We start from the raw sequence: 26,201 nt of genomic DNA on the forward strand, positions 1-26,201 counted from the left end.
GCGGGATCGGCAATTAGGATGTCAAGGCGGGCAGGCATATGTTAGGCTCGCAGGCAACAATGGCGAAATGCCACGGAGCAGGACAGGAATTATGACACATCTCACCAAGATCGCGCTTCTCGTGGGCGCTTTGGCCGTTTCGGCCTGTACCAATGCCGGCCGCTTCGGTCAGGACGATCCGCGGCTCGACGGCAGCGCCGGTGCGGGCGCCGGAGCGGGTTTTGTGCCCGGTGGCGCCGGCGATCCCTCGAGCCCGGCCTATTTCCAGCAGGCGATCGGCGACCGGGTGCTGTTTCTCGTCGATCAGTCGTCGCTGACCGCCGAGGCGCAGGCGACGCTGGACCAGCAGGCCGAATGGCTGCTGACCAACAGCGATTATCAGGCGGTGATCGAGGGTCATGCCGACGAGCAGGGCACCCGCGAATACAACCTCGCGCTCGGCGGCCGCCGGGCCAATGCGGTGCGCGAGTACCTGATCTCCCGGGGCGTGCCGGCCAGCCGGCTGCGGTTTGTCAGCTACGGCAAGGAACGCCCGATCGAGATCTGTTCGGATGAAAGCTGTTATGCCAAGAACCGCCGCGCGGTGACGGTGATTGCCGGCAGCGCGGTCAGCTGAAGCCGGCACGCTGGGACAAGGCCCCCCGGGGCAGGAGAGGACGATGCGACTTCTGGTGCGATTTGTTGTGATCTTCGGGCTGGGCCTGGCGCTGCCGCTGTCGGCGGCGGCGCAGGACAGGGCCGAGACGCTGGCCGATATCCGGCAGGATCTGACGCTTCTGAACATCGAGGTGAAACGCCTGCGGCGCGAGCTGTCGACCACTGGCGGCTCGGATGTCTCGGCCGGCAGCGGCACGCTGCTCGACCGGGTGCAGGTGATCGAGGCCGAGCTGTCGCGGCTCACCGGCAAGACCGAGGAGCTGGAATATCGCATCGACCGGATCGTGACCGACGGCACCAACCGGATCGGCGATCTCGAGTTCCGGCTGGTCGAGCTGGAAGGCGGCGACGTGGGCGCCCTGGGCGAGACCTCGACTCTGGGCGGCGAGGAGGTGGCGACACCGGCCGCGCCGCAGCCGATCGCGCCGCCCGAAGGCGAGGGCCCGGCGCTGGCGATGAGCGAGGAAGAGGATTTCCGCCGCGCCGAAGAGGCGCTGGCCGCCGGCGATTATCAGCGCGCCGCCGAGCTTTTCGGCACCTTCAACGAGACTTATCCCGGCGGGCCGCTGGGCCCCGGCGCCTTGCTCGGACGCGGCGAGGCGCTGGAGAAGATGGGCAATACCAAGGAGGCGGCCCGGGCCTATCTCGACGCCTATTCGCTGGCCCGCGACGCTCAGGCCACGGCGGCGCCGGCGCTGCTGAACCTGGGCCGGGCGCTGGCCTCGCTGGGCCAGAACGACGCCGCCTGTCAGATGCTGGCCGAGATCGCGCCGCGGTTTCCTTCGGCGACCGAGCTGACCGAGGCGCAGACCGAGATGGGCCGGCTGGGCTGTTCCTGACCGGGGCGGCCCGGGCCGAAGGGAGAGGGGGCTCTGCCCCCGTCGCCTCCGGCGACTCCCCCGGGAATATTTTGGGCCAGAAGAAGCAGGGGGCGCGGCGCGCCGGATGACCTCTTTCAGTCTCGACAGCCATTTTTCCGGGGTGATGGGCGATCTTCTGGGGCCGGAGTTCCCGGATGAGATCGGGCTGGCGGTGTCCGGCGGCGGCGACAGTATGGCGCTGCTGACCCTGGCGCACAACTGGACGCGGCACATGGGTGTCGGCCTGCGGGTGGTGACCGTGGACCACGGGCTGCGGCCGGAGAGCGGCGCCGAGGCCGCGCTGGTGGCGGCGGAATGCGCGGCGTTGGGACATCGCCATGACGTGCTGCGCTGGCAGGGCTGGGACGGCAGCGGCAACCTTCAGGAAGCGGCCCGGACGGCGCGGCTGCGGCTGATCGGCCGGTGGCGCGGCGGGCTGCGGCATGTGCTGATGGCGCATACGCTGGACGATCAGGCCGAGACCGTTCTGATGCGGCTGGCGCGCGGCTCCGGGGTCGACGGGCTGGCGGGCATGGCGGATCGCCGCTTCGTGCCGCAGGCGACCGAGGATGGCGGCTTTTGGCTGATGCGGCCCTTGCTGACGGTGCGGCGGGCGGAGTTGCGGCATTATCTGACGGTGCTCAAGGGGGCCTGGGTCGAGGATCCGTCGAATGCCGACCCGCGGTTCGACCGGGTGCGCATGCGCCAGGCGCTGGAGATTCTGGCGCCGCTCGGGATCGACGCAGCGGCCCTGGCGGAGACCGCGGGCCGGATGGCACGGGCGCAGGCGGCGCTGCGGGCACGGGCGGCCGAGGCCGCGACGCGCGCGGTGCGCGTGCAGCATGGCGATCTGCTCATGGATCGCGACGCTCTGGCGGCGCTGGAGGCGGAGACCCGGCTGCGGCTCCTGGCGGGCGGGCTGCAATATGTCTCGGGGCGGGTCTACCGGCCGCGCGCCCGCGCACTGGCGGCGGCCGCCGACCGGGTGCTGTCGGGCGGCAGCGCCAGCCTGCACGGCTGCCTGATGCGGGCCGAGCGGGCCGAGATTCGCCTCTGTCGCGAATATGCCGCGGTGGCCGAAACCCGGGCGCCGGTGGGGGCGCCCTGGGACGGACGGTTCCAGCTGGGCGGCGCGGCGATTGCCGGGCTGACGGTGCGCGCCCTGGGCGAGGCCGGCGCCGCGCAGCTGCCGGCGCGGCCCGAGGGCCTGCCTTATCAGAGCCTGATCGCGCACCCTGCGGTCTTTGATGGCGACCGGCTGGTGGCCTTTCTCCCGGCCGGCTTTGGCCCCGAATACGACATCTGCCGCCTGACCGGGCAGCATGGCTTTGCCGCTTTCCTCACGACGCATTGAATGTGCCGCACAAACCCCTATTTTTCACCACAAGGGCACGCTATAGAGCGGGCCACACCCAATCTTCGGGAGAACTTTCTTGGGCAACCTGCGTAACATCGCCTTCTGGGTCGTACTCTTCGTATTGATCCTGACGCTCTTCAATCTCTTTTCCGGCGGTGGCAGCACGCTGCAAAGCCAGAGCACGCCGTATTCGGACTTTGTGCAACTGGTGGAGGAGGACAAGGTCTCCTCGGCTGTGATCGATGGCGAGACGATCCGCTATCGGGGCAAGGACGGGCGCGATTACGTGACCATCAAGCCCGAGGATGCCGAAGTCACCCAGGTTCTGATCGACAACGGCGTGGCGGTGAATGCCGAATCGCAGGAGCAATCGGGCTTTCAGTCCTTCATCCTGAGCCTGCTGCCCTTCCTGCTGCTGATCGGGGTCTGGATCTATTTCATGAACCGGATGCAGGGCGGCGGCAAAGGCGGCGCGATGGGCTTTGGTAAATCCAAGGCCAAGATGCTGACCGAGAAACATGGCCGCGTCACCTTTGACGATGTGGCCGGGATCGACGAGGCCAAGGAAGAGCTGGAAGAGATCGTCGAATTCCTGCGCAACCCGCAAAAATTCTCGCGCCTTGGCGGCAAGATCCCGAAAGGCGCGCTGCTGGTGGGCCCTCCGGGCACCGGTAAGACGCTCCTGGCGCGCGCGATCGCGGGCGAGGCCGGCGTGCCGTTCTTTACAATTTCCGGTTCGGATTTCGTCGAGATGTTCGTCGGTGTCGGCGCTTCTCGCGTCCGTGACATGTTCGAACAGGCCAAGAAGAACGCGCCCTGCATCGTCTTCATCGACGAGATCGACGCTGTCGGCCGTCATCGTGGTGCGGGCTATGGCGGCGGCAACGACGAGCGCGAGCAGACGCTCAACCAGCTGCTGGTCGAGATGGACGGCTTCGAGGCCAATGAAGGCGTGATCATCATTGCCGCCACCAACCGCAAGGACGTGCTGGACCCGGCGCTGCTGCGCCCCGGCCGCTTTGACCGGCAGGTGACGGTGCCCAACCCCGACATCAAGGGCCGCGAGAAGATCCTCAATGTCCACGCTCGCAAGATTCCGCTGGGCCCCGACGCCGACATGCGCATCATCGCGCGCGGCACGCCGGGATTTTCCGGTGCGGACCTCGCCAACCTGGTGAACGAGGCGGCGCTGATGGCGGCGCGCGTCGGCCGGCGTTTCGTGACGATGGAAGACTTCGAGAACGCCAAGGACAAGGTGATGATGGGCGCCGAGCGCCGTTCGATGGTGCTGACCGACGATCAGAAGGAAAAGACCGCCTATCACGAGGCCGGCCACGCGGTGGTGGGCTTGTCGCTGCCGCAATGCGACCCGGTCTACAAGGCGACGATCATTCCGCGCGGCGGTGCGCTGGGCATGGTGGTGTCGCTGCCCGAGATCGACCGGCTGAACTGGCACAAGTCGGAATGCGAGGAAAAGCTCGCAATGACCATGGCCGGCAAGGCGGCCGAGATCATCAAATATGGCGAGTCCAATGTCTCGAACGGGCCGGCGGGCGACATTCAGCAGGCGTCGGCGCTGGCGCGGGCCATGGTGCTGCGCTGGGGCATGTCGGAAAAGGTGGGCAATATCGACTACTCTGAGGCGCATGAGGGCTACAGCGGCAATACCGCCGGCCTGTCGGTCTCGGCCCATACCAAGGAGATGATCGAGGACGAGGTGAAGCGCTTTATCCAGGACGCCTATGACCGTGCCTTCGAGATTCTGACCGAGAAGAAAGAGGAATGGGAGCGGCTGGCGCAGGGTCTGCTGGAATACGAGACGCTGACCGGCGAGGAAATCCGCCGCGTGATGAAGGGCGAGCCGCCGCAACTGGGCGAGGATGAGGACGACACGCCGGATCAGGGCAATGCGCCTTCGGTCACGGCGATCCCCAAGACCAAGCCCAAGGCCAAGCCGTCCGGGGACATGGAGCCGGAACCGACGGCCTGAGCCCGGCAGATCAGTCAAGGACGCCCCCGCAGCCGATGCTGCGGGGGTTTTGTTTTTCCGGAGGGGTCTGACGTTTCGGTTGCCAGGGCAGGGGGAGGCCCCGGAGCGGGGTCCGGGGCGGGTCATCTGGACGTCGGGCGGTGGCGCATTTGATGAGCTGTCGGGGATCGGGGCACGATCCAGGATGCAGGCCGCAGCCCACGCCGCGCCCGCACCCGCCCCGGCCCTGCGCCGGGGCCCCGCGGTCCGGTCGGCGGCCGGGAGAGCGGACAGGGCAGAGGCCGAGCCGCTCCGGGGCGGCGGCACGCCGAGACCCGGAGCGGCGGGTTTTCGAACTGCCGTGTCTTCGGGCAAAGCCGCCGCAAGCTGCGGTCAAAATGTCGGATTCACCTCGGGCTGCGGCGGGATGCCGCGTTATGCAGGGCCAAAGCCAACTGGAGTGCACCCATGTCCCATAAATCCGACATCGAAATCGCCCGCGACGCCAACAAGAAGCCGATCCAGGAAATCGGCGCAAGGCTCGGGATCGGCTCGGAACATCTGCTGCCCTTCGGCCATGACAAGGCCAAGGTCAGCCAGGATTTCATCACCTCGGTGCAGGGCAACAAGACCGGCAAGCTGATCCTCGTCACCGCGATCAACCCGACGCCGGCGGGCGAGGGCAAGACCACCACCACCGTAGGCCTGGGCGACGGGCTCAACCGGATCGGCAAGAAAGCGGCGATCTGCATCCGCGAGGCCTCGCTCGGGCCGAACTTCGGCATGAAGGGCGGCGCCGCGGGCGGCGGCTATGCCCAGGTGGTGCCGATGGAGGACATGAACCTGCATTTCACCGGTGATTTCCATGCCATCACCGCGGCGCACAACCTGCTCAGCGCCATGATCGACAACCATATCTACTGGGGCAATGCGCTCGACATCGACCCCCGCCGGGTGGTCTGGCGCCGGGTGATGGACATGAACGACCGGGCGCTGCGCGATGTGGTGACCTCGCTCGGCGGCGTGGCCAACGGCTTTCCGCGCCAGACCGGCTTTGACATCACCGTGGCGTCGGAAGTCATGGCGATTCTCTGCCTTGCGACGTCGCTGGCGGATCTCGAGCGGCGGCTGGGCGACATCATCGTCGCCTATACCCGCGACCGCAAACCGGTGACCTGCCGCGACATCAAGGCCGATGGCGCGATGACGGTTCTGCTCAAGGACGCGATGCAGCCCAACCTGGTGCAGACGCTGGAGAACAATCCCGCCTTCGTGCATGGCGGGCCGTTCGCCAATATCGCGCATGGCTGCAACTCGGTGATGGCGACCTCGACGGCGCTCAAGGTGGCCGATTACGTAGTGACCGAGGCCGGTTTTGGCGCCGATTTGGGCGCCGAGAAGTTCATGAACATCAAATGCCGCAAGGCCGGCCTCGCGCCCGATTGCGTGGTGCTGGTGGCGACCTGCCGGGCGATGAAGATGAACGGCGGCGTGGCCAAGGGCGATCTCGGTGCCGAGAATGTCGAGGCGATCCGCAAGGGCTGCCCCAACCTCGGGCGGCATATCCAGAACGTGAAGAGCTTTGGCGTGCCGGTGGTCGTGGCGATCAACCATTTCGTCACCGACACCGAGGCCGAGGTCCAGGCGGTCAAGGACTACGTCGAGAGCCAGGGCTCCGAGGCGATCCTCTGCCAACACTGGGCCAAGGGCTCCGAGGGCACCGAGGCACTGGCCACCCGCGTGGCGCAGATTGCCGACGCCGGTGTGTCGCAATTCGCCCCGCTCTATCGTGACGAGATGCCGCTCTTCGAGAAGATCGAGACCATCGCCAAGTCGATCTACCGCGCCGATGAGGTGCTGGCAGATGCCAAGATCCGCAACCAGCTGCACGACTGGGAGAAGGCGGGATATGGCGATCTGCCGGTCTGCATGGCCAAGACGCAATACAGCTTCTCGACCGATCCCAACCTGCGCGGCGCGCCCACCGGCCACTCGGTGCCGGTGCGCGAAGTGCGGCTTTCTGCGGGGGCCGGCTTTGTGGTGGTGATCTGCGGCGAGATCATGACCATGCCGGGCCTGCCGTCGGTTCCAGCGTCGGAAAATATCCGGCTGAACGAGGGTGGCCAGGTCGAAGGATTGTTCTAAAAGGGGGCGGGCCGCGGGGGGCATCTTGCCTCCTCCGGTCCGGTCGCCGCTGGGGCGGCGCCTGCCTCTGGCGGGGATATAGGACAATCGAAAAAGGACAGGCATGCGCAAGACCCCCGACGAGATCGAGACCATGGCCGAGCTGCGCGACACGATCGATGACATCGACCGCGCATTGATCGCGCTGCATGTGGAAAGGGTGGGGTACATCGACCGCGCGCCGGTGCTCAAGGCGCCGGACGGCATCGCGGCACGCGCCCCCTCGCGGGTGGCGGATGTGCTGGCCAAGGTGCGGGCCGAGGCGGACCGAACGGGGTTTGACGCGGATCTGGCCGAGGCCATGTGGGCGCTGTTGATCGATGCCATGATCGCCCGCGAAGAGCAGGTGATGGGCAAGGAAGGAAAAGACGGATGACGGCGAGTATTATCGACGGCAAAGGGTTTGCCGCCAAGGTGCGGGTCGAAGTGGGGCGCCATGTGAAAAGGCTCAAGGACGAGCATGGCATCACCCCGGGGCTGGCGGTGGTGCTGGTCGGCGAAGATCCGGCGAGCCAGGTCTATGTACGCTCCAAGGGCAAACAGACGGTCGAGGCCGGCATGAATTCCTACGAGCACAAGCGTGACGCCTCGATCTCGCAGGAGGAGCTGCTGGCGCTGGTCGAGCAGCTCAATGGTGATCCGGCGGTGCATGGCATTCTGGTGCAATTGCCGCTGCCCGATCACATTGACGAGGATCTGGTGATCAATGCCATCGATCCGGCCAAGGATGTCGATGGATTTCACATCTCCAACGTCGGGCTTCTGGGCACCGGGCAGGAGAGCATGGTGCCCTGCACGCCGCTGGGATGCCTGATGATGCTGCGCGATTTTCACGGCAGCCTGTCGGGGATGAACGCGGTGGTTGTCGGCCGGTCGAACATCGTCGGCAAGCCGATGGCGCAGCTTCTGCTGGGCGACAGCTGCACCGTGACCATCGCGCATTCGCGCACCAAGGACATTCAGGAGGTCACCCGCCGCGCCGATATCGTGGTCGCCGCCGTCGGCCGGCCCGAAATGGTCACCGGCGACTGGATCAAGCCCGGTGCCACGGTGATCGACGTCGGCATCAACCGAATCGACGCGCCGGAAAAGGGCGAAGGCAAGACCCGCCTGGTGGGCGATTGCCACTTTGACAGCTGCGCCGAGGTCGCGGGCGCGATCACCCCGGTGCCCGGCGGAGTGGGGCCGATGACCATCGCCTGCCTGCTGGCCAATACGCTGACCGCCTGTTGCCGGGCCAATGGCATCGCGGCACCCGAGGGGCTGACCGCCTAAGCCTCGGCCAGGACGGGCACCATGGTGCCCTGAAGGGCGGCGATCTCGGTTTCCCGGTCGCCGTCGCGCGCCCAGACCGCGGCCCGCACCACGATCAGCCGCCGCCCGGGCTTGAGCACCTCGCCCACCGCCCGCAGGCTCTGGCCGCGGGCCGGGGCCAGCAGATTGATCTTGATTTCCGCCGTCAGCACCTCGGCCCCCTCGGGCATCAGCGTGAGGGCGGCATAGCCGGCCGCTGTATCGCCGAGGGCAAAGGTCAGCCCGGCATGGCCAAAGCCGTGTTGCTGGCGCGCTCCGGGCCCGATGGGCGCACCGATCACCACATGCCCCGGGGCGATCTCGGCCAGTTCCGCCTCGAAGGTGGTCATCAGGCTTTGCCGGGCAAAGCTTGCCCTTAGGTCAACCCTTTTTTGGGGGGACAATTCCATGGTTTTCCCTTAGCCCGATGGTATTAAACACTCACTGTAGAAATCACGATGCCAAAGCGGCAAGTTTTTTGCAAAGAGCAGACATGACGCATTATTCAACGATGTTGAAAGAAGACACCGACATTTCCCATACCGACACAGACCACCCCCCTCTGACGGCCATTATCAACCGGGTTCAGAGCCTGCGCCACTCGCGCATTGCTCTGGCGGTGTTCTTTGGCCTGACGGCCGTCGCCGTGATCGCGGAACCTTTTGGCACAGATGGGCAATTGAGCGTTGGTCTGCGGATTTTCTTCTGGTCCTTCCTGATCGGCGTGTCGATCATGTGCGGCGCGGTCTTCGACGAGATTTCCTATCGCCTGGTGCGCCCGCTGGTGGCCTGGCGCGCGGCGCTGGTGGCCTCGGTTCTGATGACGCTGATCTTTGCGCCTTTCGTCTATCTGTGGTCGCGCGCGATGGCGGTTCTGGGCGGCACGCTTGACCCGCAGATGCCATCGATCGCGCTCAATGTCCTGGTGCCCACGCTCACCGTCTATTCTGTGATCCATGTGGTGCGCCCGCATCTGCGCGCGCCCGAAGCGGCCGCCGCCGCGCCCGAAGAGGAACCGCTGCCACGGCTGTTCGATCGGCTGGAAGTGTCGCAGGCGACGGTCTATCGCCTATCGGCCAACGATCACCTGACCGATGTCGCCACCGACCGCGGGCTGGAGCAGATCCGCATGCGGTTTGCCGATGCGGTGGGCGAGATGGCGCCAATGCCGGGCTGCCACGTGCATCGCTCGCACTGGGTGCCGCTGGATGCGGTCGACGCGGTGCAGCGCCGGGGCGGCAAGCTCCTGGTCAAGCTGGTGAACGGCGATGAGCTGCCGGTCAGCCGCACCTATCGCCCGCGTCTGGAAGAGGCCCGGCCCGATCTGTTCTGACGCATCGGCACCGCCAGCGCCCGGGCTCCGGTGAGGATTGCCAGAGCGCCCGGCGCCATCAACCGGTCGAGCGCCGGATCGTCGCTGCGCAGCCCGCCGGTGTAGGTGCCGAAAGCCGGCAGAATCAGCCGCGCATCATCGACGAGAAAACAGGCGCGCGACCCGGCCCGCAGCCGCAGCTTGGGGTGGTAATGGCCCGAAATCTCGCCCCGGTCTTCGTCACTGGCGAAATGGCGGAAGGTCAGCCCGAGGTGGCGAAACTGCGCCAGATGATCGCCGGCCAGCGCCACCGGACCGGGATCGTGATTGCCCTCGATCCAGATCCAGCGCCGGCCGGCCTGCAACCGGGTGATCCAGTCAAGCGCCGTCAGGGGCAGGGCGTCAAAGGCCTGCAAATCGTCGAAGCTGTCACCGAGACAGATCACCGTCGCCGCCGCGGTCGCCTCCACCTCGGCCTCGAGCCGGGCCAGCGTGTCCTCGACGTCATAAGGCGGCAGCTGCACGCCATTGCGCCGCGCCTGCCGGGCCGATTTGCCCAGATGCAGGTCAGACACGCAGAGCAGCCCGGCCGCGGGCCAGTGCAAGGCGCCCGAGGGCCGCGCCACCAGACGCTGGCCGGCAAAGGTGAAATCGTAGGTGTTCATGCTCTGTCCCTTGCCGCAAGCCGCGCCCGGGCGCAAGCGATCACAGCCGGTCGATTCCCGCCTCGGCCATCAGCGCCGCCGCCTCTTCCTCCAGCAGCCGCTCGCGCGCGGCGCCCGTCACCGGCACCCGGCCGACCTCGAGCAGCATCGGCGCGGCCAACGGCGTCACCCGGTCGAGCCGGTGCAGATCGATTCGCCCCTGCACCCGTTCGGCCATCTCGCGGATGCGGGCGAAATCCACCAACCCGCGCATCGCCTCGGCCCGGGTGATCCGCATCAACAGGTGATCGGGATCGTATTTCAGCAGCGTGTCATAGAGGATGTCGCTGGAAAACGTCGCCTGCCGCCCGCTTTTCCTGGTCCCGGGCATGTTGCGGTTGATCAGCATGGCGATGGTGGCGCTGGCGCGAAAGGTGCGTTTCATCACCGCGTTGCCGGCCAGCCAGCCATCCAGCCCCGCCTCCAGCGCTTCAATGTCGAACAGCGGCGCCGGATCGGTCAGCGGCGTCAGCCCCCAGATCAGCGTGGCATAATCGGTGGCGACAAAGCCCAGCGGATCGAGCCCCAGCTCCTCCATCCGTTTGGTGACCAGCAGGCCGAGGGTCTGCTGCGCATTGCGTCCGGCAAAGCCGTAGATGCAGGCATGGGCACGGCCGTCATGCGGAAAGCTCTCGATCAGCAGCCGCCCGGGCTCCGGCAACCGGCTGACCTGTCGGTGCAGGTGCAGCCAGTCGCGGGTGTGATCGGGCAGGTACGGCCAGTCGCGCGCCTGCAACATGTCGAGGATGCGCTGGCTGAGCTGCGTCGAGGTGGCGAACTTGGTGCCGCCGAAGGTGGCGATCTTGGGCTTTTTCGCCGCATCCCGCGTCACCTCCACCACGGTCTCGCGCAGCCCGGCATAGCGCACGATCTGGCCGCCGATCAGAAAGGTGTCGCCCGGCGTCAGGGTGGCGGCAAAGCCTTCCTCGATCTCGCCCAGGGGCTTGCCGCCGCGGCCCTTGAACCGCACCTTCAGCAGGTCGCTGTCCTGGATGGTGCCGATGTTCATGCGGATGATCCGCGCCGACCGCGGATCGCGCAGTTGCCATTGCCCGTCCGCGCGCCGCTGGAGCCGCTGCCACTGGTCATAGGCGCGCAGCGCATAGCCGCCGGTGGCGCAGAATTCCAGACAATCGTCGAACTGCGCCCGGGTCAGCCCGGCATATGGCCCCGCCGTCGTCATCTCGGCATAAAGCGCCCCGGCCTCGAACGGCCCGGAACAGGCGGCGATCAGGATATGCTGGCACAGCACGTCCAGCGGGCCGGGGCCGCGCGGATCGCCATCAAGCGCATGGGCGCGGGCGGCCTGAAGCGCGGCATGGCATTCCACCACCTCGAAACGGTTGGCCGGCACCAGCCGCGCCTTCGACGGCGCATTGTAGCGGTGATTGGCGCGGCCGATGCGCTGGATCAGCCGCTTGACGTTCTTCGGCGCGCCGATCTGGATCACCAGGTCGACATCGCCCCAGTCGATGCCGAGGTCGAGCGACCCGGTACAGACGATGGCGCGCAGGTCGCCGCGCACCATGGCCGCCTCCACCTTTTCGCGCTGCGCCCGATCCAGGCTGCCGTGGTGGATGCCGATCGGCAGGCTGTCATCATTGGCCAGCCACAGGTTGTGAAAGAAGATCTCGGCCTGTGCCCGGGTGTTGTGAAAGATCAGCGTGGTGCGATGCGCCTTCACCGCCGCCATCACCTGCGGAATGGCATAGGCGGCGCCGCCCCCGGCCCAGGGCGGCGCCGCCGGCAGCGCGAGCATGGCAATGTCCGGGTCGGGGCCGGGATCGGCGGCGACGATGGCGCAGGGATCGGGATGCCGCGCCAGCATCTGCGCGATCGCGTCGGGATCTTCCACCGTGGCCGAAAGCCCGACCCGGCGCAGCCCGGGGCAGAGCCCCTGCAACCGCGCCAGCGCCAGCATCAGCTGATCACCGCGCTTGCTCTCGGCCAGGGCATGGATCTCGTCGACGATGACTCGCTGCAAGCCTTTGAAAATCCGCGGCGCATCCTCGTAAGAACACATCAGCGCCAGGCTCTCGGGCGTGGTCAGCAGAATATGCGGCGGATCGGCGCGCTGCCGCCGCTTCCGGGTGTAAGAGGTATCGCCCGTGCGGTCCTCGATCCGGATCGGCAGGCCCATCTCCGTCACCGGCCCGGTCAGGTTGCGCTTGATATCCGCCGCCAGCGCCTTCAGTGGCGAAACATAAAGCGTATGCAGTCCCTCATGCCGCCCCGCCGCCAGTTCGGCCAGGGTGGGCAGAAACCCCGCCATGGTCTTGCCGCCACCGGTGGGCGCGATCAGCAGAACCGCCGGCTCCGCCCGCCGGTCGACCATCGCCTGCTGGTGCGGGTGCACCTGCCAGCCGCGGGTGGCAAACCAATCGGTGATGACGGCGGGCAGCGACTTCATCGGAAAAATCCAGGGCGCCCCCGCCGGATGTAAGACCGCCCCGGTCTTCTTCTCTTCGAAAATACCGCCGGGGGAGTCCCGCAGGGACGGGGGCAGCGCCCCCAGACCCCGCCTGCCAAGCCTCTCGCGGGGGGATCTTCCTGGCGCGGGGGTGCCCCGGCTGCGGTCGGTCTCACTTCACGATCTTCTCGTCCTTGACGAACATATTCGCCCAGGCGCGATCGACATAGTCCGGCGTCATCCGCGGCGCGACCCCTTCGAAGGCGCAGATCGATAGGATCTGATCGATCAGGAAGACCGGCTGGTAATTGGCATAGACATTGTCGATGGTCGGATATTTCACCTGCAACAGATGGATCAGGCTGGCCTCGTCCAGCGGCAGCCCCTTCTTCTTCGCCACCAGGGCAAAGATCTTGAGGAAATCCTTCTGCCCCGGCCCGTCGATCTTGATCTTGAAGAAGATCCGCCGCAGCGCCGCCTGGTCGAAAATCTCGTTCGGGTGGAAGTTGGTCGAAAACACCACCAGCGTGTCAAACGGCACCTCGAACTTCTCGCCCGATTGCAGCGCCAGGATGTCGCGGCTTTCCTCCAGCGGCACGATCCAGCGGTTGACCAGCGCCTGCGGCGGCTCTTCCTGCCGGCCCAGGTCGTCGACGATGAAGATGCCGCCCGAGGACTTGAGCTGCAACGGCGCCTGATAGGTCCGCGCGGTCGGGTTGTAGACCAGGTCGAGCATCTTCAGCGACAGCTCGCCGCCGGTCACCACCGTGGGGCGTTCGCAGCGCACGTAGCGGGTGTCATAGCGGTTCGACGAGCGCCGAAGCCGGGTCGGGTCGTCCTCCTGCTCCTCGGCGGCGGAATGCACGATCGGGTCATATACGGTGATCACCTGACCGGCGTATTCGATCGCCCGCGGCACATAGATCTTGTCGCCCATCGCCTTGCGGATGCCGTTCGAGATCGAGGACTTGCCGTTGCCGGGCGGGCCATACATCAGGATCGAGCGGCCGGCCGAGACCGCCGGGCCGAGCTGGTCCATCAGCGTGTCGGGCAGGATCAGCTCGCCCATGGCGGCGGTCAGCTGGCTGCGGGTGATCTGGATGTTGCGGATCGACTGGCGCTTGACCTGCTCCTGATAGACATGCAGCGGCACCGGCATGGCGCCGTAGTATTCCGACTGCGCCAGCGCATCCAGCGCCCGCGCCTTGCCGGCATCGGTCAGCTCGTAACCCATCTCGTTGCCGGAATTGGCGTTCAGCGTGCCGGTGGCCTGCAACAGCTTTTGGCCGCGCGCCAGATCGACCAGCTCCTGTGTCACCGGGATCGGCAGGCAGATGCCGCGGGCGATCTCGGTCACCACGTCGAGGTTCGAACGGAACATGGTCTTGAGCAGGATATCCCGCATCATCACGATCGGCAGGGCCATCTCCTCCAGTCGCCTGGGGGCGGGCGGGGCTGTGACGTTTCCGACGGCCATGTTCATTGCAGATACCTCTCTCAATGCGGGGCCATGGTTGCGGGCAGGGGTTCAGAAATCATGAAGCGCATGGCGCTCAGCTCCCGTAAACCGCGCCAAGCGCGAGATAGAGCGCCAGCGTGCCGCCAAGCGCAAGGCCCATGGGAAAATCGCTGCCGGTCTCCCAGCTCTGCCAGCCGGGCGCCATGCGGCGCAGCGGGCTGTATTTCGCCAGCCGGTGGGCGGCAAAGGCGCCCAGCAGTGTCGCCGCCAGAAGCATCATCAGAAAGATGAAATCGCCGGGATGGATGAATGGCGCGGCAGCGGCGGCAAACTTGGCGTCGCCCGCACCGACCAGCCCGGTGGCATTCATCACGATGCCCAGCAAGAGCACGACCCCCAGCTGCAAGAGCCGCCAGGAATAATCGGCCAGCGGCAGGGCGATCAGCCCGACCACGACAAACACCGCCGTCAACGCCAGAACCGCATTGTTGGGGATCTTCATCATCCGCATGTCCGACCAGCAGACATAAACGCAGACCGGCGCCGCGAAGGGCAGGAACCACAGGGCCGACCAGGCGGTGACATGCAGGCCCATCGGTCAGTTCGCCGTGTTGTTTTCCAGGGCGCTCAGGGAGCGGACGGCGGCCTCGAAATACTGCGGATGGGTCTCGATCGCGTCGCGGAACAGGCCCTTTCCGGTCTCGACATCGCCGCGTTTGATCGCCGAGAGCCCCAGGGTATAGAGCAGCTCGGCGCGCTCCTGCTGGCTCATCGGCACCACCGGCAGGGTGTAGTTGCCCTGGGCGCCGCGGGCCAGAACGAGGTTGTTCTTGGCGGTAAAGAGCGAGGTGTCCTGGCGGATCGCCTGCACGAACATCCGCTCGGCACCCGGGTAATCGCCCCGGCTCAGCTTGGAATAGCCCCAGTTGTTCATCACGCTCGACGGCGTCGTGGTGAGGCCGATGGCGGTTTCGTAGAAGCTGTCGGCCTTTTTCCATTCCTTGTTGCTGTCGGCGATCATCGCTTCGAGCCGGTAGCGCTTGAAGGTCTCATGCGTCGGCGGCACGCTGTCGAGCACCTCTTCGGCCTCTTGCCACTGGTTGTTGCGGATATAGGCATCGGCGAGCTGCACCTTGTCATCGGCTTCGCTGTCTTCGAGCTGGACGATCTTCTTCCAGGCCGAGACCGCCTCGGTCGGGCGTTTGGCCCGGATCAGCGAGGCCGCGAGGCCGCGTTGCAGATCGATCCGTTTCGGTTGGCTGGCGGCGGCGCGCTGGAAATAGCTCACCGCCTCGTTCGGGTCGGAATTTGTCAGCATCACCTCGTTGAGGTTGCTTTCGTCGATCACGTTGATGTCTTGCAGCTTGCGGTCGACGGCGTCCCTGTCGATCTCTTTCTCACAGGCGGCCAGGGCCAGCACGGCGGCCAGACCGGCGAACACAAAGATAGGGTGGCGCATTCTTGCGTCCTTTTCTGCTCGTGCCTCTAGAGTGCGGTTCGGATCAGGTAGTCGGAACTGCCCCGCCGCACCAATTTATAGTCTTGTTGTTGCTCGATACCGTACTGGATATTGTCCAGTTTTGCGAGGGCTAACCGCAGGTTGTCCCGGATCGAGTCGCTCTGCCCATCGTCGAGCGCATAGGCTCGGCGGAACACCTGGGCGGCCTCGGCATGTTTGCCGCGCTCCATCAGAACGACGCCCAGATTGTTCCAGACCTCGGGCCAGCTTTCCTCTTTCTTGACCGCGCGGCGCAGCAGGGTCTCGGATTGCCCGAGCCGCCCGAGTGCCAGATTTGCGGTGCCCAGCGCCGAGAGCACCTCGGCATCGCCGATCCCGCGTTCCAGCGCGGCGCGGTTGAAGGCCGAGATCGCCAGTTCGTATTCCTTGGCAGCGAGCAGCCTGTGGCCCACAAGGAGCTGATCCACCGGCTCCGCGCGGCGATTGACCTGCGGAGCATAGGGCGAATTGCGGTCACGCTCAAAGCCGCCCTGGGAACAGGCGGCGGACACCAGGATCACGGCCAGAAGGCCGGCTGTTCTGGAAAGGGACACCTTCTTTCCTGCTCGTTGACTGCCTCGGTTCATGCCGGTGTCTCGCCTCGCGGCGGCCCGGCTTGGCCCGAGCCTAGCGCAAGCCGGCGCAGAAACGGGACCGGTTTGTTGATCCCGGCCGCAAAAACCCCGTCCACGTTGCGGATTTGCCGATGGCGCCAGCCCAGCCACCGCCGCAGGACAAAGGGGGATACGCCCCATGCCTGACTGTAGGGTGGGTTTCCAACCCACCGCTTTGCGCCCGAGTGGCGGGTGGGTGTTCAACCCACCGCCACCTCACCCCGCCAGAGAGCCGAGCTTCATGATGCCCATCGCCGAGGGGCCGACCAGGATGATCAGCAGCGGCGGCACGGTCAGACCCATGGTCACCAGCGTCATCTTGGTGGGCAGCTTGTTGGCCTTTTCCTCGGCCCGCATCACCCGCTTGTCGCGCATCTCGCCGGCATAGACCCGCAGCGCCTCGGCGATCGAAGTGCCGAAAACCTGAGCCTGGATCAGCACGGTGACAAAAGACGAAATATCCTGCACGCCGCAGCGTTCGCCCATGTCGTTGAGCACGGTGGATTTGTCCTTGCCGGCCTTGATTTCGTGGCTGACGACCTGAAATTCATAGGCAAGCTCTCGATAAGACGACTGGATTTCCTTGCTCACCCGCAGGATCGACTGGTCGAGCGACTGCCCGGCCTCGACGCAGACCAGCATCATGTCAAGCGCGTCCGGGAACCCGTCCTCGATCTCTTCGTGACGTTTGCCGGCGCGGCGCGAGACCCAGTATTTGGGTAGGAAATAACCCGCCGCACCGGGGCCGAGGATATACATCACCATTTGCTGCGTGGTGGCATTCTCCGGGCCGAGCACAAGGTAATAATAGGCCAGGCCCAGCCCGAGGGCGAGCACGCCCAGGATCACCTGCGCCGCGTGGAACATCCGCACCGCGTCGCGGCCGCGATAGCCGGCCTGCATCAGCTTCTTCTGGATCTCGGAATAGCTTTCCTGGTCCTGCGGCTCGAGGAAGGCACCGTATTTCTCCAGCTTTTCGTTGCGGGTGCCGCCGGAACGCAAGGTCTCGTTCTTGCTGACCTTTTGCTGGCGGGTCTGCGCCGCCAGCTTTTCCATCGGGTCGGGGCGCTGTTTGAACAGCATCGACACCGCCAGCAACAGAAGCAGCACCGCCATGGCACCGACGATCAGCACCGGCGCCATCGGACCAAACAATTCGTAGAACACTCCGCCGGGTTCGAACATGACGGGCTCCTTTACACTTTGATGTTCACAAGCATCCGCATGACGACAAGGTTCGCCGCGAGGAAGCCGAAGACCACGAAACAGGCAATGATGAAGAGCGGGTGATCGATCACTTCGTCATAATAGTTCGGGTCGGTAAGCTGGATGAAGATCAGGCACATGATCGGAAAGCCCGAGAGGAACTTGCCCGACCACTTGGCCTCGGCGGTGATCGCCTTGACCCGGCGAAACAGCCGAAAGCGCGCCCGGATCACCTTTGACAGCCCCGCCAGCACCTCGGCCAGGTTGCCGCCGGATTGCTGCTGGATGGTCACCGCCACTGCCAGAAAACGCAGATCCTGCATGTCGAGCCGGTCCGACATCTCGCGCAGCGCCTCGCCGACGTCGCGGCCATAAGCGGCCTCGTCGGCGATGATGCCCAGCTCCGAGGCCAGCGGATCCTTGACCTCTTTCGACACGATGGTCAGCGCCGAGGAAAACGGGTGGCCGACGCGCAGCGAGCGCACGATCAGTTCGATGGCGTCAGGCAGCTGCTCTTCGAGCATCGCCATCCGCTTGCCGGCCTTGTGGTTGATCCAAGTATAGACCCCGCCGACCCCCATGGCGATGGCGCCGGCCACGCGCACGGCCAGGCCGGCCTCGGTGCCCAGCGTCAGCCCGACAAAGGCGAGGAAGCTCACCACCACCATGATCAGGATGAGCTGGCCGGGCGTAAAGGCGATGGCCGCCTTCTGCGCCTTGGTGGCCAGCAGCGAATAGAGCGGGATCTTGCGCGATTTGACGTGCTGGGTCATCTCCTTGCGGAGCTTTTCCAGCACCTCGTCGCGGCGCGCGCCCTTGTCCATCATCTCCAGCCGGCGGTTGACCCGGCTGTTGAGGCTGATCGATTTGCCAAAAACGGTCAGGTAGACCCCTTCGACGAGCGCCAGGACGCCGACAAAGATCAACCCGTAGATAATCGGTTCTGCTGAGAGCTCCATGCGATCTACTCCGCGGCAAAGGGTTCAAAGATGGCGGGCGGCAGGTCGTAGCCCCAGAGCTTGAAGCGCTCGGAAAAATGGCTGCGGACGCCGGTGGCGGTGAAATGGCCGATGATCTTGTTGTCGGGCGTCAGGCCGACGCGCTGATACCGGAACACCTCCTGCATCGAGATCACCTCGCCCTCCATGCCGGTCACTTCGGTGATCGAAACCATGCGGCGCGAGCCGTCCTGAAGGCGCGAGGCCTGGACGATCAGGTTGACCGCCGAAGAGATCTGCGAGCGCACCGCCTTGATCGGCATCTCGATCCCGGCCATGGCAATCATGTTTTCCAGCCGGCTCACCCCGTCGCGGGCGCTGTTGGCGTGGATCGTGGTCATCGAGCCGTCGTGGCCGGTGTTCATCGCCTGCAACATGTCGATCACTTCCTCGCCGCGGGTCTCGCCGACGATGATCCGGTCGGGGCGCATCCGCAGAGCGTTGCGCAGACAGTCGCGCTGGGACACAGCGCCCTTGCCCTCGACGTTGGCGGGGCGGCTTTCCATCCGGCCGACATGGGTCTGTTGCAGTTGCAGTTCCGCGGTGTCTTCGATGGTCAGGATGCGTTCACTGTCATCGATGAAGGACGACAGCGCGTTGAGCGTCGTGGTCTTGCCCGAGCCGGTCCCGCCCGAGACGATGACGTTCAGCCGGCAGGCGACGGCGGCTTGAAGATAGGCGGCCATCTCTTCGGTGAAGGCGCCGAAATTCACCAGATCGTCGACCGCCAGCTTTTCCTTCTTGAACTTACGAATGGAAACCAGGCTGCCATCGACGGCGATCGGCGGCACCATGGCGTTGAAACGCGAGCCATCGGCGAGACGGGCGTCGACGTAGGGGTTGCTCTCATCGACCCGCCGGCCCACGGCCGAGACGATCTTGTCGATGATTCTGAGCAGGTGCTTTTCGTCCTTGAAGGTCACGTCGGACAGGGTCAGCTTGCCATTGCGTTCGACAAAGACCTGCTGCGGGCCATTGACCAGGATGTCGTTGACCGTGTCATCCTGAAGCAGCGGTTCCAGCGGGCCGAGGCCCTTGACCTCGTTGTAGAGTTCCTGGATCAGCGTCGTGCGGTCGTCGCGGTTGAGCACCACGCCCTTTTCGTTGAGCAACTCCTGCCCGATGTCGCTGATCTCGGCCTTGAGGTCGGCCTCGGAGGCATGTTCCAGCGCGCTGAGGTTGAGATTGTCGAGCAGCGCGCGGTGAAGTTCGAGCTTCAGATCGCCCATCTTTTCCTTGCGCTTCTGCTCCTTGTCGGTGGCCACCGGACGCGCGGCCATGGTCTTGACGACCGGCCGGCGCATCGAGACCGGCTTGGCCGGGGCCTCTTCCTGGACCGGCATCTTGGCGACATTGTCGGGCTTGGGCGCCGGTTTGGCGGCGTCGGGCTTGCGGTATCTGGAAAACATCGGGCTTTGTCCTCAGGCTGCTTCTGCCGCATCTGCACCGATTTCGTGCAGAGATTTGGCAAGCTTGGCGATTTCACGGCGCAGCGGGTTCTTGGCGGCGGCGGTGGCCAGCGGCAGGCCGTGGTCGCAGGCCTGCACCACCGGCTTGCCGCCGTCGGGGAATTGCACGTCGATCGAGATGCCGAGGCTCTCGGCCATGCGCTTGACCCGGCTCTTGCCGGTCAGATCGGTGAATTTCGGCGCGCGGTTGAGCAGGAACCGCAGCTTTTCGAAGGGCAGATCCTCCGATTGCAGCGCACGTTTGAGCCGCAGGGCGTTTTGCGCCGAACGCATGTCGATCTCGAGCATCGAGAAATAGACATGCGCCATGTTGAGCACCGTCTCGGACCATTGCACCAGGGTCTTGGGCATGTCGACGATGACATAGTCGAAATGCGCGCAGGCGGTGGCCAGCAGCTTTTCCACATCCTGCGGCGGCAGCAAGTCGAGCGGCAGCATGTCGGCCGGCGCGGTCAGCACCTGCATCTTTTCTTCGTAATCCATCAGCGCCTGGCTGAAGCTGTCTTCGTCCATGTTCTCGATGTCCGAGAGCAGCTCGTAGACGGATTCGCGGCGCGGCAGATCGAGGTAGGTGGCCACCGATCCGAATTGCAGATCGAGGTCGATCAGGCAGACCTTGGGCGCATCGGTCTTGGCGATGGTGGCCAGTTCCCAGGCGAGGTTGGTGGCAAAGGTCGTGGCGCCGGTGCCGCCGACAAGCCCCTGCACCGCGATCAGCACGCCGTTGCGCGCCGCGCCCTTTTCAAGCTTGACCTTCTTCTCGTTCGTCTCGTCGGACGCGGGCTCTTCGGCCACCGGAGCGTCGCTCACATCGGCCAGCGCCACGGCGGCGGCGGTCTCGGCCGGGGCAGGGGGGGGTGGCCCGGACCCGGTCGATGGCGAATTGCAGTTCGGTCTCGGGCAGCGGGTACGGCACGAATTCGTCGGCGCCTTTGCGCATCAGGTGATGCAACGCGGCGGGCGAGACATCCTCGGTGATCAGAATCACCTTGATGCCACGCGCCTTGGCGGCCTCGATGATTTCGGCCAGCACCGGCAGATCGGCCTCGTCCTCGGCATCCATGGCGATGGCGATGAATTCGAGCGAGCCGGCGTCTTCCTGGGCAAAGAAGGGCGCCGCCTCTTCAAAGCCCAGATCGCCCCATTGCTCGCCCAGGGCGTTTTCCATGTCTTCGATCAGGAGCTCGAATTCCTGCACATTCCGGCTGATGGTGCAGGCAATGATGGGGGGGATGTCCATCTCAAGCGCTGTTTCGTCGGTCATGGCCTTGTTATCCTTTACCAAGCTCTACTCGCCCTCTGTCTTCGCCGTCTGCCGCTACATGAAGCGCCTGTTGCAGCAGCGAGGATCCGGGACCGTCCCGCAGGTTCATCGTCCCGCGTGGCACATTTCACTGGATCGAAGGTGATGGAAAATTCGGGCGAATTTGCGGCCAAAAGATCGTCATTTCGCGAATTCGGTTCAATCGCGGGCCTGACCAGGCATTGTTCACCGGCTCCGAAAACCAAAAAGGAGGCGGAACATCCGCCTCCTTCTGCGTGCCGCCGGACGAGGTAGTCTAGTTGGCAGAACTGTCGGAGGTGTCCGCCTGCGTGCCGGTCGACACGCCGGTGGTAAAGGTCGAGGCCGGTTCGCCGGACACCAGGTATTCGCGATAGACGACGGCGGCATAATTGCCGTCGAGCAGCATCGGATGCCCCGCCACGAAGCCGGAAACCTCGGTCACGGTGCGGCGGTTGCGGCGTTCGCGGCCCTGGGTCACGATCAGCGGCTGGGTCTCGCCAAAGCTCACCACCGCCTCGAGCCGGGCACGCGAAATGCCCTGACCGATCAGGAAATTGACCACCGCATCGGCGCGGCGCTGGCCCAGCCGGCGATTGTAGGCATTCGAGCCGACCTTGTCGGTATGGCCATAGACCCGGAAGCGCACTTCGGGGAAGCGGCGGATGAACGCCGCCTGCTGACGCAGGATGGCGCGTGCGCCGGCCTCGAGCTGCGACGAGTTGAAGGCAAAGTTCACCGTGGTCGGCACCTCGTCGGCAAACCGCTGGGCCATGTTGTAGACCCATTGCTTTTCGCCGGTCTGATAGGCCTGGTTGTTCAGCGTCGCGGTGCCGAAATGGCCGGTGTCGATCAGCGCGCCGGATTCGCGAAAGAACGAGCTCTGAACCGGCCCCCGATCGGGCGAGCATCCGGCCAGGACGCCGAGAGCGGCGACCGAAGCCACAAGATATGTCAAGCGCGGCTGCTGCATCCGATCAATCCATCACATAGCCATAGGACCCGGAGAAATCCTGCTTGGCAACCTCGGCAACGGGGCCCTTTTTATATGCCGTGTCGCTGGCCACGCGGCCATGCAGGAAGAGGTCTTTCTCGGAGGGCGGGCGCACCTTGTCGGTGGGCAGGGCCAGCGCCTCGCCGCGGGTGGGGGTTACCAGATGCGGCGTCACGATGATCACCAGTTCCGATTGTTCGCGGCTGTATTCTGCCGACCGGAACAGCGCGCCCAGCACCGGCACATCGCCCAGCCAGGGCACCTGGCCGTTGAGATCGCGGAAATCGTCCTTCAGCAGGCCGGCGATGGCAAAGCTCTCGCCGTCGCGCATCTCGACCGTGGTGGTCGCTTCGCGGCGGGTGAAGGCATCGATCTGGAAGTCGTTGTTGACAAATCCGTTTGTCGGGTCGATGGCCGACACCGCTGTCTTCAGTTCAAGGTTGATGACGTCATTGTCGACCACCCGCGGGATAAAGCTCAGCTCGATCCCGAAAGGTTTGAACTCGATGCGGATCAGGTCGCTTTCGGCCGAGACCGGCACCGGATATTCGCCACCGGCCAGAAAGGTCGCCTCCTGGCCCGACAGCGCGGTCAGGTTGGGCTCGGCCAGCATCCGCACCATGCCCTTGCTTTCCAGCGCCTCGAGCAGGACCGCCACTTCCACCGCGCCCATGTTGAAGCCAATCGAGGAGGAGAGCTCGTTCGAGGTCGAACCGGGGATCGTGCCGTTGAGAATGCCCTGAAGCGCCGAGTTGCGCGCCGCCTGGCCCGAGCCGAGCCGCACGCCGACATCGCCGCCGAAGATGTCGCCGCCAAGCGCCAGCGAGGACGACAACGATTTCGACACGTTGCGCGACATCTCGGCAAAGCGGACCTTGAGCATCACCTGCTGCACGCCGCCGACGCTCATCAGGTTGGACACCCGGTCGGGGGCGTAGCGTTCGGCAAGATCGAGCGCGCGCGTCATCTTTTGCGTGGAGGAGGCGACGCCAGACAGGACGATGCCGTCATCGGCGCTGCGCACCTCGATCTTTTCGCCCGGCATGATCTGGCGCAGGCGTTCCTTGAATTCGGTCAGGTCGAAGGTCACATGCACGTCGACATTGGTGATCAGCCGGCCCGAGGCGTCGAGCAGGGTCAGCGTGGTGGTGCCGGTGCCCTTGCCCAACACATAGATGGTGCGGTCGGACAGCGACGAGATATCGGCAATCGCGGGGTTGGCAATCGAAAGTTCCGCGAAGGGCACGTCGCTTTCAACCACGACGGCGCGGTTGATCGGCACCGAGAGCTTGGACGAGGTGCCTTGCCGCACCACGCGAAGGGTTTCGGCCTCCGCGCTTGGCGCAAACGGCCCGGTGGCCAGAGCGGCGCCCATGAGGGCGGCCCCGAGGAACATCTTCACTGTCATCTGTGACCTGCCTTTCCGATCACGCCTCACACGCGCAGGTCTTGTTGCCTGCATTTGGCGCCACCTTGCGGGAACTTTGGATTTTTTGCAATATTCAATGGCTTCCGACCCTGTGTTTATGTGGGTATCTCGCAACAGGCGCAGAAAAAAGAAAACGCCACATTACAGGATGCGGCGTTTTTCATTTGCTGTCCTACCGGATATGGGGTGAGTCGCTCAGTTTGTGCAGGGGATCGGGATTTCGATCATTTCGCCGCCCTTGCGGGTGCGGATGGTGCAGACTTCTTCCTTTTCCACCTCGACGATCTTTTCCTCTTCCGGCGCCTCGAGCCCCAGAAGGCTCATCTGGTCGACCTCGACCGGGCCCACTTCGCTGGTGTCGCCCGAGCCGACCAGCGCCAGCGACAGCCGGCCGGTCGATTGTGCCTGGGCCAGCGCCGCCACCTGCTGCGGCTTGGCCGAAACGGTCACCGTGCGGGCGATGGTGGTCGCGGTCTTGTCGCCATAGGCCGATTGATCGACGGCGATCAGCTTGACGCCGGTCTCGATCAGCTTGGTCACATCGGTCGAGCTGCGGCCGCTTTCGTCGGCAAAGGACGCGACACGGCCGGTCCAGTAGACGTCGACCCGGTCGCCGGGACGCAGGAAGCCGGAAACGCCGGATGCCACGTCGACCTTGATCGCAAAGGCGCGCATGCCCGGGCTCAGCCGCGAGGTGATGCCGGCATCCTGGCCGGGCAGGGTGACTTTGCTGGCCAGAACCGCCTCGCCCCGCTCGATTGTACGCATCACAAACCGTTCCTCGCCGGTTTCGGGGAAGAGATCGGCGATCTCGGTGATCTTCATGCCGTCGCGGCGCGGGTGCACGCCAGGCTGCGGGTTTTCGCGCAGCCGGTCCTGGGTCTCTTCGTCGAGCTCGTCCCAGGGCTTGTGATAGGGCACGGCGCCACCGCGTTGCAGAAAGGTGCCTTCCGGCACCGAGGTACGGGGAAACTTGACCACGCGCACCGCGTCCTTGTCCAGCTTGTCGCCGTAGTTCATCCGCTTGGTCGCGACAAAGACCTCGACCGTGGCGATGCCTTCGGCGCCCTTGGCCTTGGCCAGCGCGACACGATAGGAATTCACATAGCCGTTTGCCAGATAAACCGCGAATCCGGCCAATGCGATGCCGAGAATCAGCACAAATCCGAATACCACCCGCATATCCTGCCCTCTCCTTTGAAGCGTCCCGGTCTTATGCCGGGAAAATGTGGTGAAACTAAGCCCGGCAGCGGGCGTCCTGGCGGCGCGCCGGCCTTTCCCGGCCGCAGCGGCCGGCGCCGATCACGCCCTGCACGTACATGCGAAAGCCGGCCCAGGGATCGGGCCGGCCGTCGAAACTTGGTCCTGCGTTCTGTCAGGTGTCAGAAATCGTTCTGGCCGCCGATCGCGCCGCCAATTGCGGTGGACAGGGTATTGGTGTTGCCCTCGATCGTCACATAGGCCACCGAGGCCAGCCCGACGATCGCGGCGGTCAGAATGACCCAATCCACGGTCACGGCACCATCTTCGGACTTGTAAAATTGTTTGAGAAGCCTTTGCATAGCTCTCTCTCCTAACTCTTGATACCCGCGGGAGGCGCCGCCAGGGGTTGGCCTGACATCCGCGCCGAGCTGAAACTGCCCCGAAACGTCGGGGCGCAGCGGACCTGGCGCTTGCGCCCGGTCCGATCATCCGATCCGCCCTGTCCCGACATGCAACGGCCGCCACACGGGCGGCCGGCGCCATACGGCGAAGCGGATCCGACAGGTGCCCAAGCGTGAAATCGGGGCACCTGTCGATGTTCAGGCACTAAGCGATCAGAAGTCGTTCTGGCCGCCGATGGCGCCGGCAGTGGCGTTGAACAGCGTGGTGGCGTTGGTTTCGATCGCGCCATAAGCGGCGATGGCCAGGCCGACGATGGCTGCGGTCAGGACGACCCAGTCAACAGTCACGGCGCCGTCTTCGTCTTTGCGGAAGTTTTTGATAAACTTAATCATGGTTTTTCTCCGGGTAGGGCTCACGGGCCCGATGTTTGTGGCGGGGTCTTGCCGCGGCAAGACCCTCATGTCAGATGCTCAGGCGGTCGATCAGAAGTCGTTCTGGCCGCCGATGGCGCCGGCAGTGGCGTTGAACAGCGTGGTGGCGTTGGTTTCGATCGCGCCGTATGCGGCGATGGCCAGGCCGACGATGGCTGCGGTCAGGACGACCCAGTCAACAGTCACGGCGCCGTCTTCGTCTTTGCGGAAGTTTTTGATGAACTTGATCATGGTTTTGGTCTCCGTAGGTCGATTTGCGTTTCGTTAACCTTGCCGGGGTGCTCAGAACTGCCTCTCACCTCAGGTCTGTCCGACTTGGTATGACGCTAATAAGCCAGCGGATTGGGGCGGCAGTTGGGCAGCAATCGCGCGATTTCCGGGTCTCGGGCCACTTTTGTGATTTTATCGTGAAGTACTTGATTCTGCTGGGAAACAAGTTTTTGCGAAAGTTTTCCGCGCCGTCGGATCGG

At 65.0% G+C, this 26,201-nt stretch carries 24 protein-coding genes and 1 pseudogene; 8 read left to right on the plus strand and 17 right to left on the minus strand.

Features of this window, described 5'->3' with window-relative positions; all coding sequences use genetic code 11:
- Window positions 1-91 precede the first annotated feature (91 nt).
- From pal to folD, 7 genes are all read left to right on the plus strand, one after another.
- A complete protein-coding gene (gene pal, locus PVW49_RS06095; RefSeq protein ID WP_048529693.1) occupies window positions 92-616 on the plus strand; it encodes a peptidoglycan-associated lipoprotein Pal in 525 nt (174 codons plus the stop codon).
- A gap of 43 nt (window positions 617-659) precedes the next feature.
- Entirely contained in the window at window positions 660-1,496 is an 837-nt protein-coding gene (locus tag PVW49_RS06100; RefSeq protein WP_274566181.1) for a tetratricopeptide repeat protein, read from the plus strand.
- A 106-nt stretch (window positions 1,497-1,602) separates the two neighbouring features.
- Window positions 1,603-2,871, plus strand: coding sequence for a tRNA lysidine(34) synthetase TilS (gene tilS / locus PVW49_RS06105; RefSeq protein ID WP_274590127.1), 1,269 nt, complete (start codon window positions 1,603-1,605; stop codon window positions 2,869-2,871).
- 79 nt (window positions 2,872-2,950) lie between these two features.
- The gene (ftsH, locus tag PVW49_RS06110; RefSeq protein WP_048529696.1) at window positions 2,951-4,864 is read left to right on the plus strand and encodes an ATP-dependent zinc metalloprotease FtsH; all 1,914 of its coding nucleotides are present in this window, start codon (window positions 2,951-2,953) and stop codon (window positions 4,862-4,864) included.
- A gap of 447 nt (window positions 4,865-5,311) precedes the next feature.
- On the plus strand, window positions 5,312-6,988 hold the full coding sequence (locus tag PVW49_RS06115) for a formate--tetrahydrofolate ligase (protein WP_048529697.1): 1,677 nt from the start codon (window positions 5,312-5,314) through the stop codon (window positions 6,986-6,988).
- A gap of 103 nt (window positions 6,989-7,091) precedes the next feature.
- Window positions 7,092-7,403 carry a chorismate mutase gene (locus PVW49_RS06120; protein WP_048529698.1) on the plus strand — a complete coding sequence of 104 codons (312 nt, stop codon included), beginning with the start codon at window positions 7,092-7,094 and terminating at the stop codon, window positions 7,401-7,403.
- Entirely contained in the window at window positions 7,400-8,302 is a 903-nt protein-coding gene (folD, locus tag PVW49_RS06125) for a bifunctional methylenetetrahydrofolate dehydrogenase/methenyltetrahydrofolate cyclohydrolase FolD (RefSeq protein ID WP_274590128.1), read from the plus strand. The genes PVW49_RS06120 and folD overlap by 4 nt, the downstream gene beginning before the upstream one ends.
- On the opposite strand, the gene PVW49_RS06130 is transcribed toward folD, so the two are convergent.
- On the minus strand, window positions 8,299-8,670 hold the full coding sequence (locus tag PVW49_RS06130; RefSeq protein ID WP_244526409.1) for a PaaI family thioesterase: 372 nt from the start codon (window positions 8,668-8,670) through the stop codon (window positions 8,299-8,301). The genes folD and PVW49_RS06130 overlap by 4 nt on opposite strands.
- Window positions 8,671-8,813: 143 nt before the next feature.
- Here PVW49_RS06130 and PVW49_RS06135 point away from each other — a divergent pair, with 143 nt between their 5' ends.
- On the plus strand, window positions 8,814-9,653 hold the full coding sequence (locus tag PVW49_RS06135; RefSeq protein WP_274590129.1) for a LytTR family DNA-binding domain-containing protein: 840 nt from the start codon (window positions 8,814-8,816) through the stop codon (window positions 9,651-9,653).
- On the opposite strand, the gene pdeM is transcribed toward PVW49_RS06135, so the two are convergent.
- The 16 genes and pseudogenes from pdeM to PVW49_RS06215 form a co-directional block, all read right to left on the minus strand.
- Window positions 9,611-10,297 carry a ligase-associated DNA damage response endonuclease PdeM gene (pdeM, locus tag PVW49_RS06140; RefSeq protein WP_274590130.1) on the minus strand — a complete coding sequence of 229 codons (687 nt, stop codon included), beginning with the start codon at window positions 10,295-10,297 and terminating at the stop codon, window positions 9,611-9,613. The genes PVW49_RS06135 and pdeM overlap by 43 nt on opposite strands.
- A 40-nt stretch (window positions 10,298-10,337) precedes the next feature.
- A complete protein-coding gene (locus PVW49_RS06145; protein ID WP_274590131.1) occupies window positions 10,338-12,746 on the minus strand; it encodes a ligase-associated DNA damage response DEXH box helicase in 2,409 nt (802 codons plus the stop codon).
- Window positions 12,747-12,918: 172 nt separating this feature from the next.
- Window positions 12,919-14,229, minus strand: a complete 1,311-nt coding sequence (locus tag PVW49_RS06150) for an ATPase (protein ID WP_048529707.1) — start codon at window positions 14,227-14,229, stop codon at window positions 12,919-12,921.
- A gap of 70 nt (window positions 14,230-14,299) precedes the next feature.
- Window positions 14,300-14,800, minus strand: coding sequence for a prepilin peptidase (locus PVW49_RS06155; protein ID WP_074834281.1), 501 nt, complete (start codon window positions 14,798-14,800; stop codon window positions 14,300-14,302).
- Between the two features lie 3 nt (window positions 14,801-14,803).
- Complete coding sequence (locus PVW49_RS06160; RefSeq protein WP_074834282.1) at window positions 14,804-15,664, minus strand: tetratricopeptide repeat protein; 861 nt, start codon at window positions 15,662-15,664, stop codon at window positions 14,804-14,806.
- A 26-nt stretch (window positions 15,665-15,690) separates the two neighbouring features.
- Window positions 15,691-16,290, minus strand: coding sequence for a tetratricopeptide repeat protein (locus tag PVW49_RS06165; protein ID WP_053083316.1), 600 nt, complete (start codon window positions 16,288-16,290; stop codon window positions 15,691-15,693).
- Window positions 16,291-16,533: 243 nt separating this feature from the next.
- Entirely contained in the window at window positions 16,534-17,502 is a 969-nt protein-coding gene (locus PVW49_RS06170; protein WP_048529713.1) for a type II secretion system F family protein, read from the minus strand.
- An 11-nt stretch (window positions 17,503-17,513) separates the two neighbouring features.
- Window positions 17,514-18,482: a type II secretion system F family protein gene (locus tag PVW49_RS06175; protein ID WP_048529715.1), complete on the minus strand. Its 969-nt coding sequence runs from the start codon at window positions 18,480-18,482 to the stop codon at window positions 17,514-17,516.
- A gap of 5 nt (window positions 18,483-18,487) precedes the next feature.
- Complete coding sequence (locus PVW49_RS06180; RefSeq protein ID WP_048529717.1) at window positions 18,488-19,930, minus strand: CpaF family protein; 1,443 nt, start codon at window positions 19,928-19,930, stop codon at window positions 18,488-18,490.
- 12 nt (window positions 19,931-19,942) lie between these two features.
- Window positions 19,943-21,254: pseudogene (locus tag PVW49_RS06185) on the minus strand (AAA family ATPase).
- 295 nt (window positions 21,255-21,549) lie between these two features.
- Window positions 21,550-22,245: an OmpA family protein gene (locus PVW49_RS06190; protein ID WP_048529721.1), complete on the minus strand. Its 696-nt coding sequence runs from the start codon at window positions 22,243-22,245 to the stop codon at window positions 21,550-21,552.
- Between the two features lie 4 nt (window positions 22,246-22,249).
- Window positions 22,250-23,674 carry a type II and III secretion system protein family protein gene (locus PVW49_RS06195; RefSeq protein WP_048529723.1) on the minus strand — a complete coding sequence of 475 codons (1,425 nt, stop codon included), beginning with the start codon at window positions 23,672-23,674 and terminating at the stop codon, window positions 22,250-22,252.
- Window positions 23,675-23,890: 216 nt separating this feature from the next.
- The gene (gene cpaB, locus PVW49_RS06200) at window positions 23,891-24,877 is read right to left on the minus strand and encodes a Flp pilus assembly protein CpaB (RefSeq protein ID WP_274590132.1); all 987 of its coding nucleotides are present in this window, start codon (window positions 24,875-24,877) and stop codon (window positions 23,891-23,893) included.
- A gap of 200 nt (window positions 24,878-25,077) precedes the next feature.
- Window positions 25,078-25,257 (minus strand): hypothetical protein, encoded by a 180-nt coding sequence (locus tag PVW49_RS06205; RefSeq protein ID WP_048529726.1) that lies wholly within the window; start codon window positions 25,255-25,257, stop codon window positions 25,078-25,080.
- 255 nt (window positions 25,258-25,512) lie between these two features.
- Window positions 25,513-25,692, minus strand: coding sequence for a Flp family type IVb pilin (locus PVW49_RS06210; protein WP_048529728.1), 180 nt, complete (start codon window positions 25,690-25,692; stop codon window positions 25,513-25,515).
- 90 nt (window positions 25,693-25,782) lie between these two features.
- On the minus strand, window positions 25,783-25,962 hold the full coding sequence (locus PVW49_RS06215; RefSeq protein WP_048529728.1) for a Flp family type IVb pilin: 180 nt from the start codon (window positions 25,960-25,962) through the stop codon (window positions 25,783-25,785).
- Window positions 25,963-26,201 lie beyond the last annotated feature (239 nt).

This window comes from Marinovum sp. PR37 (assembly GCF_028807375.1).
In the GTDB taxonomy this organism is placed as follows: domain Bacteria; phylum Pseudomonadota; class Alphaproteobacteria; order Rhodobacterales; family Rhodobacteraceae; genus Marinovum; species Marinovum algicola.

What these genes read in the sequence shown, in the direction of transcription:
- pal (WP_048529693.1), top strand. Translation starts at nt 92, where the DNA reads ATGACACATCTCACCAAGATCGCGCTTCTCGTGGGCGCTTTGGCCGTT.
- PVW49_RS06100 (WP_274566181.1), top strand. Translation starts at nt 660, where the DNA reads ATGCGACTTCTGGTGCGATTTGTTGTGATCTTCGGGCTGGGCCTGGCG.
- tilS (WP_274590127.1), top strand. Translation starts at nt 1,603, where the DNA reads ATGACCTCTTTCAGTCTCGACAGCCATTTTTCCGGGGTGATGGGCGAT.
- PVW49_RS06115 (WP_048529697.1), top strand. Translation starts at nt 5,312, where the DNA reads ATGTCCCATAAATCCGACATCGAAATCGCCCGCGACGCCAACAAGAAG.
- PVW49_RS06120 (WP_048529698.1), top strand. Translation starts at nt 7,092, where the DNA reads ATGCGCAAGACCCCCGACGAGATCGAGACCATGGCCGAGCTGCGCGAC.
- folD (WP_274590128.1), top strand. Translation starts at nt 7,400, where the DNA reads ATGACGGCGAGTATTATCGACGGCAAAGGGTTTGCCGCCAAGGTGCGG.
- PVW49_RS06130 (WP_244526409.1), bottom strand. Translation starts at nt 8,670, where the DNA reads ATGACCACCTTCGAGGCGGAACTGGCCGAGATCGCCCCGGGGCATGTG.
- PVW49_RS06135 (WP_274590129.1), top strand. Translation starts at nt 8,814, where the DNA reads ATGACGCATTATTCAACGATGTTGAAAGAAGACACCGACATTTCCCAT.
- pdeM (WP_274590130.1), bottom strand. Translation starts at nt 10,297, where the DNA reads ATGAACACCTACGATTTCACCTTTGCCGGCCAGCGTCTGGTGGCGCGG.
- PVW49_RS06145 (WP_274590131.1), bottom strand. Translation starts at nt 12,746, where the DNA reads ATGAAGTCGCTGCCCGCCGTCATCACCGATTGGTTTGCCACCCGCGGC.
- PVW49_RS06150 (WP_048529707.1), bottom strand. Translation starts at nt 14,229, where the DNA reads ATGAACATGGCCGTCGGAAACGTCACAGCCCCGCCCGCCCCCAGGCGA.
- PVW49_RS06155 (WP_074834281.1), bottom strand. Translation starts at nt 14,800, where the DNA reads ATGGGCCTGCATGTCACCGCCTGGTCGGCCCTGTGGTTCCTGCCCTTC.
- PVW49_RS06160 (WP_074834282.1), bottom strand. Translation starts at nt 15,664, where the DNA reads ATGCGCCACCCTATCTTTGTGTTCGCCGGTCTGGCCGCCGTGCTGGCC.
- PVW49_RS06165 (WP_053083316.1), bottom strand. Translation starts at nt 16,290, where the DNA reads ATGAACCGAGGCAGTCAACGAGCAGGAAAGAAGGTGTCCCTTTCCAGA.
- PVW49_RS06170 (WP_048529713.1), bottom strand. Translation starts at nt 17,502, where the DNA reads ATGTTCGAACCCGGCGGAGTGTTCTACGAATTGTTTGGTCCGATGGCG.
- PVW49_RS06175 (WP_048529715.1), bottom strand. Translation starts at nt 18,482, where the DNA reads ATGGAGCTCTCAGCAGAACCGATTATCTACGGGTTGATCTTTGTCGGC.
- PVW49_RS06180 (WP_048529717.1), bottom strand. Translation starts at nt 19,930, where the DNA reads ATGTTTTCCAGATACCGCAAGCCCGACGCCGCCAAACCGGCGCCCAAG.
- PVW49_RS06190 (WP_048529721.1), bottom strand. Translation starts at nt 22,245, where the DNA reads ATGCAGCAGCCGCGCTTGACATATCTTGTGGCTTCGGTCGCCGCTCTC.
- PVW49_RS06195 (WP_048529723.1), bottom strand. Translation starts at nt 23,674, where the DNA reads ATGACAGTGAAGATGTTCCTCGGGGCCGCCCTCATGGGCGCCGCTCTG.
- cpaB (WP_274590132.1), bottom strand. Translation starts at nt 24,877, where the DNA reads ATGCGGGTGGTATTCGGATTTGTGCTGATTCTCGGCATCGCATTGGCC.
- PVW49_RS06205 (WP_048529726.1), bottom strand. Translation starts at nt 25,257, where the DNA reads ATGCAAAGGCTTCTCAAACAATTTTACAAGTCCGAAGATGGTGCCGTG.
- PVW49_RS06210 (WP_048529728.1), bottom strand. Translation starts at nt 25,692, where the DNA reads ATGATTAAGTTTATCAAAAACTTCCGCAAAGACGAAGACGGCGCCGTG.
- PVW49_RS06215 (WP_048529728.1), bottom strand. Translation starts at nt 25,962, where the DNA reads ATGATCAAGTTCATCAAAAACTTCCGCAAAGACGAAGACGGCGCCGTG.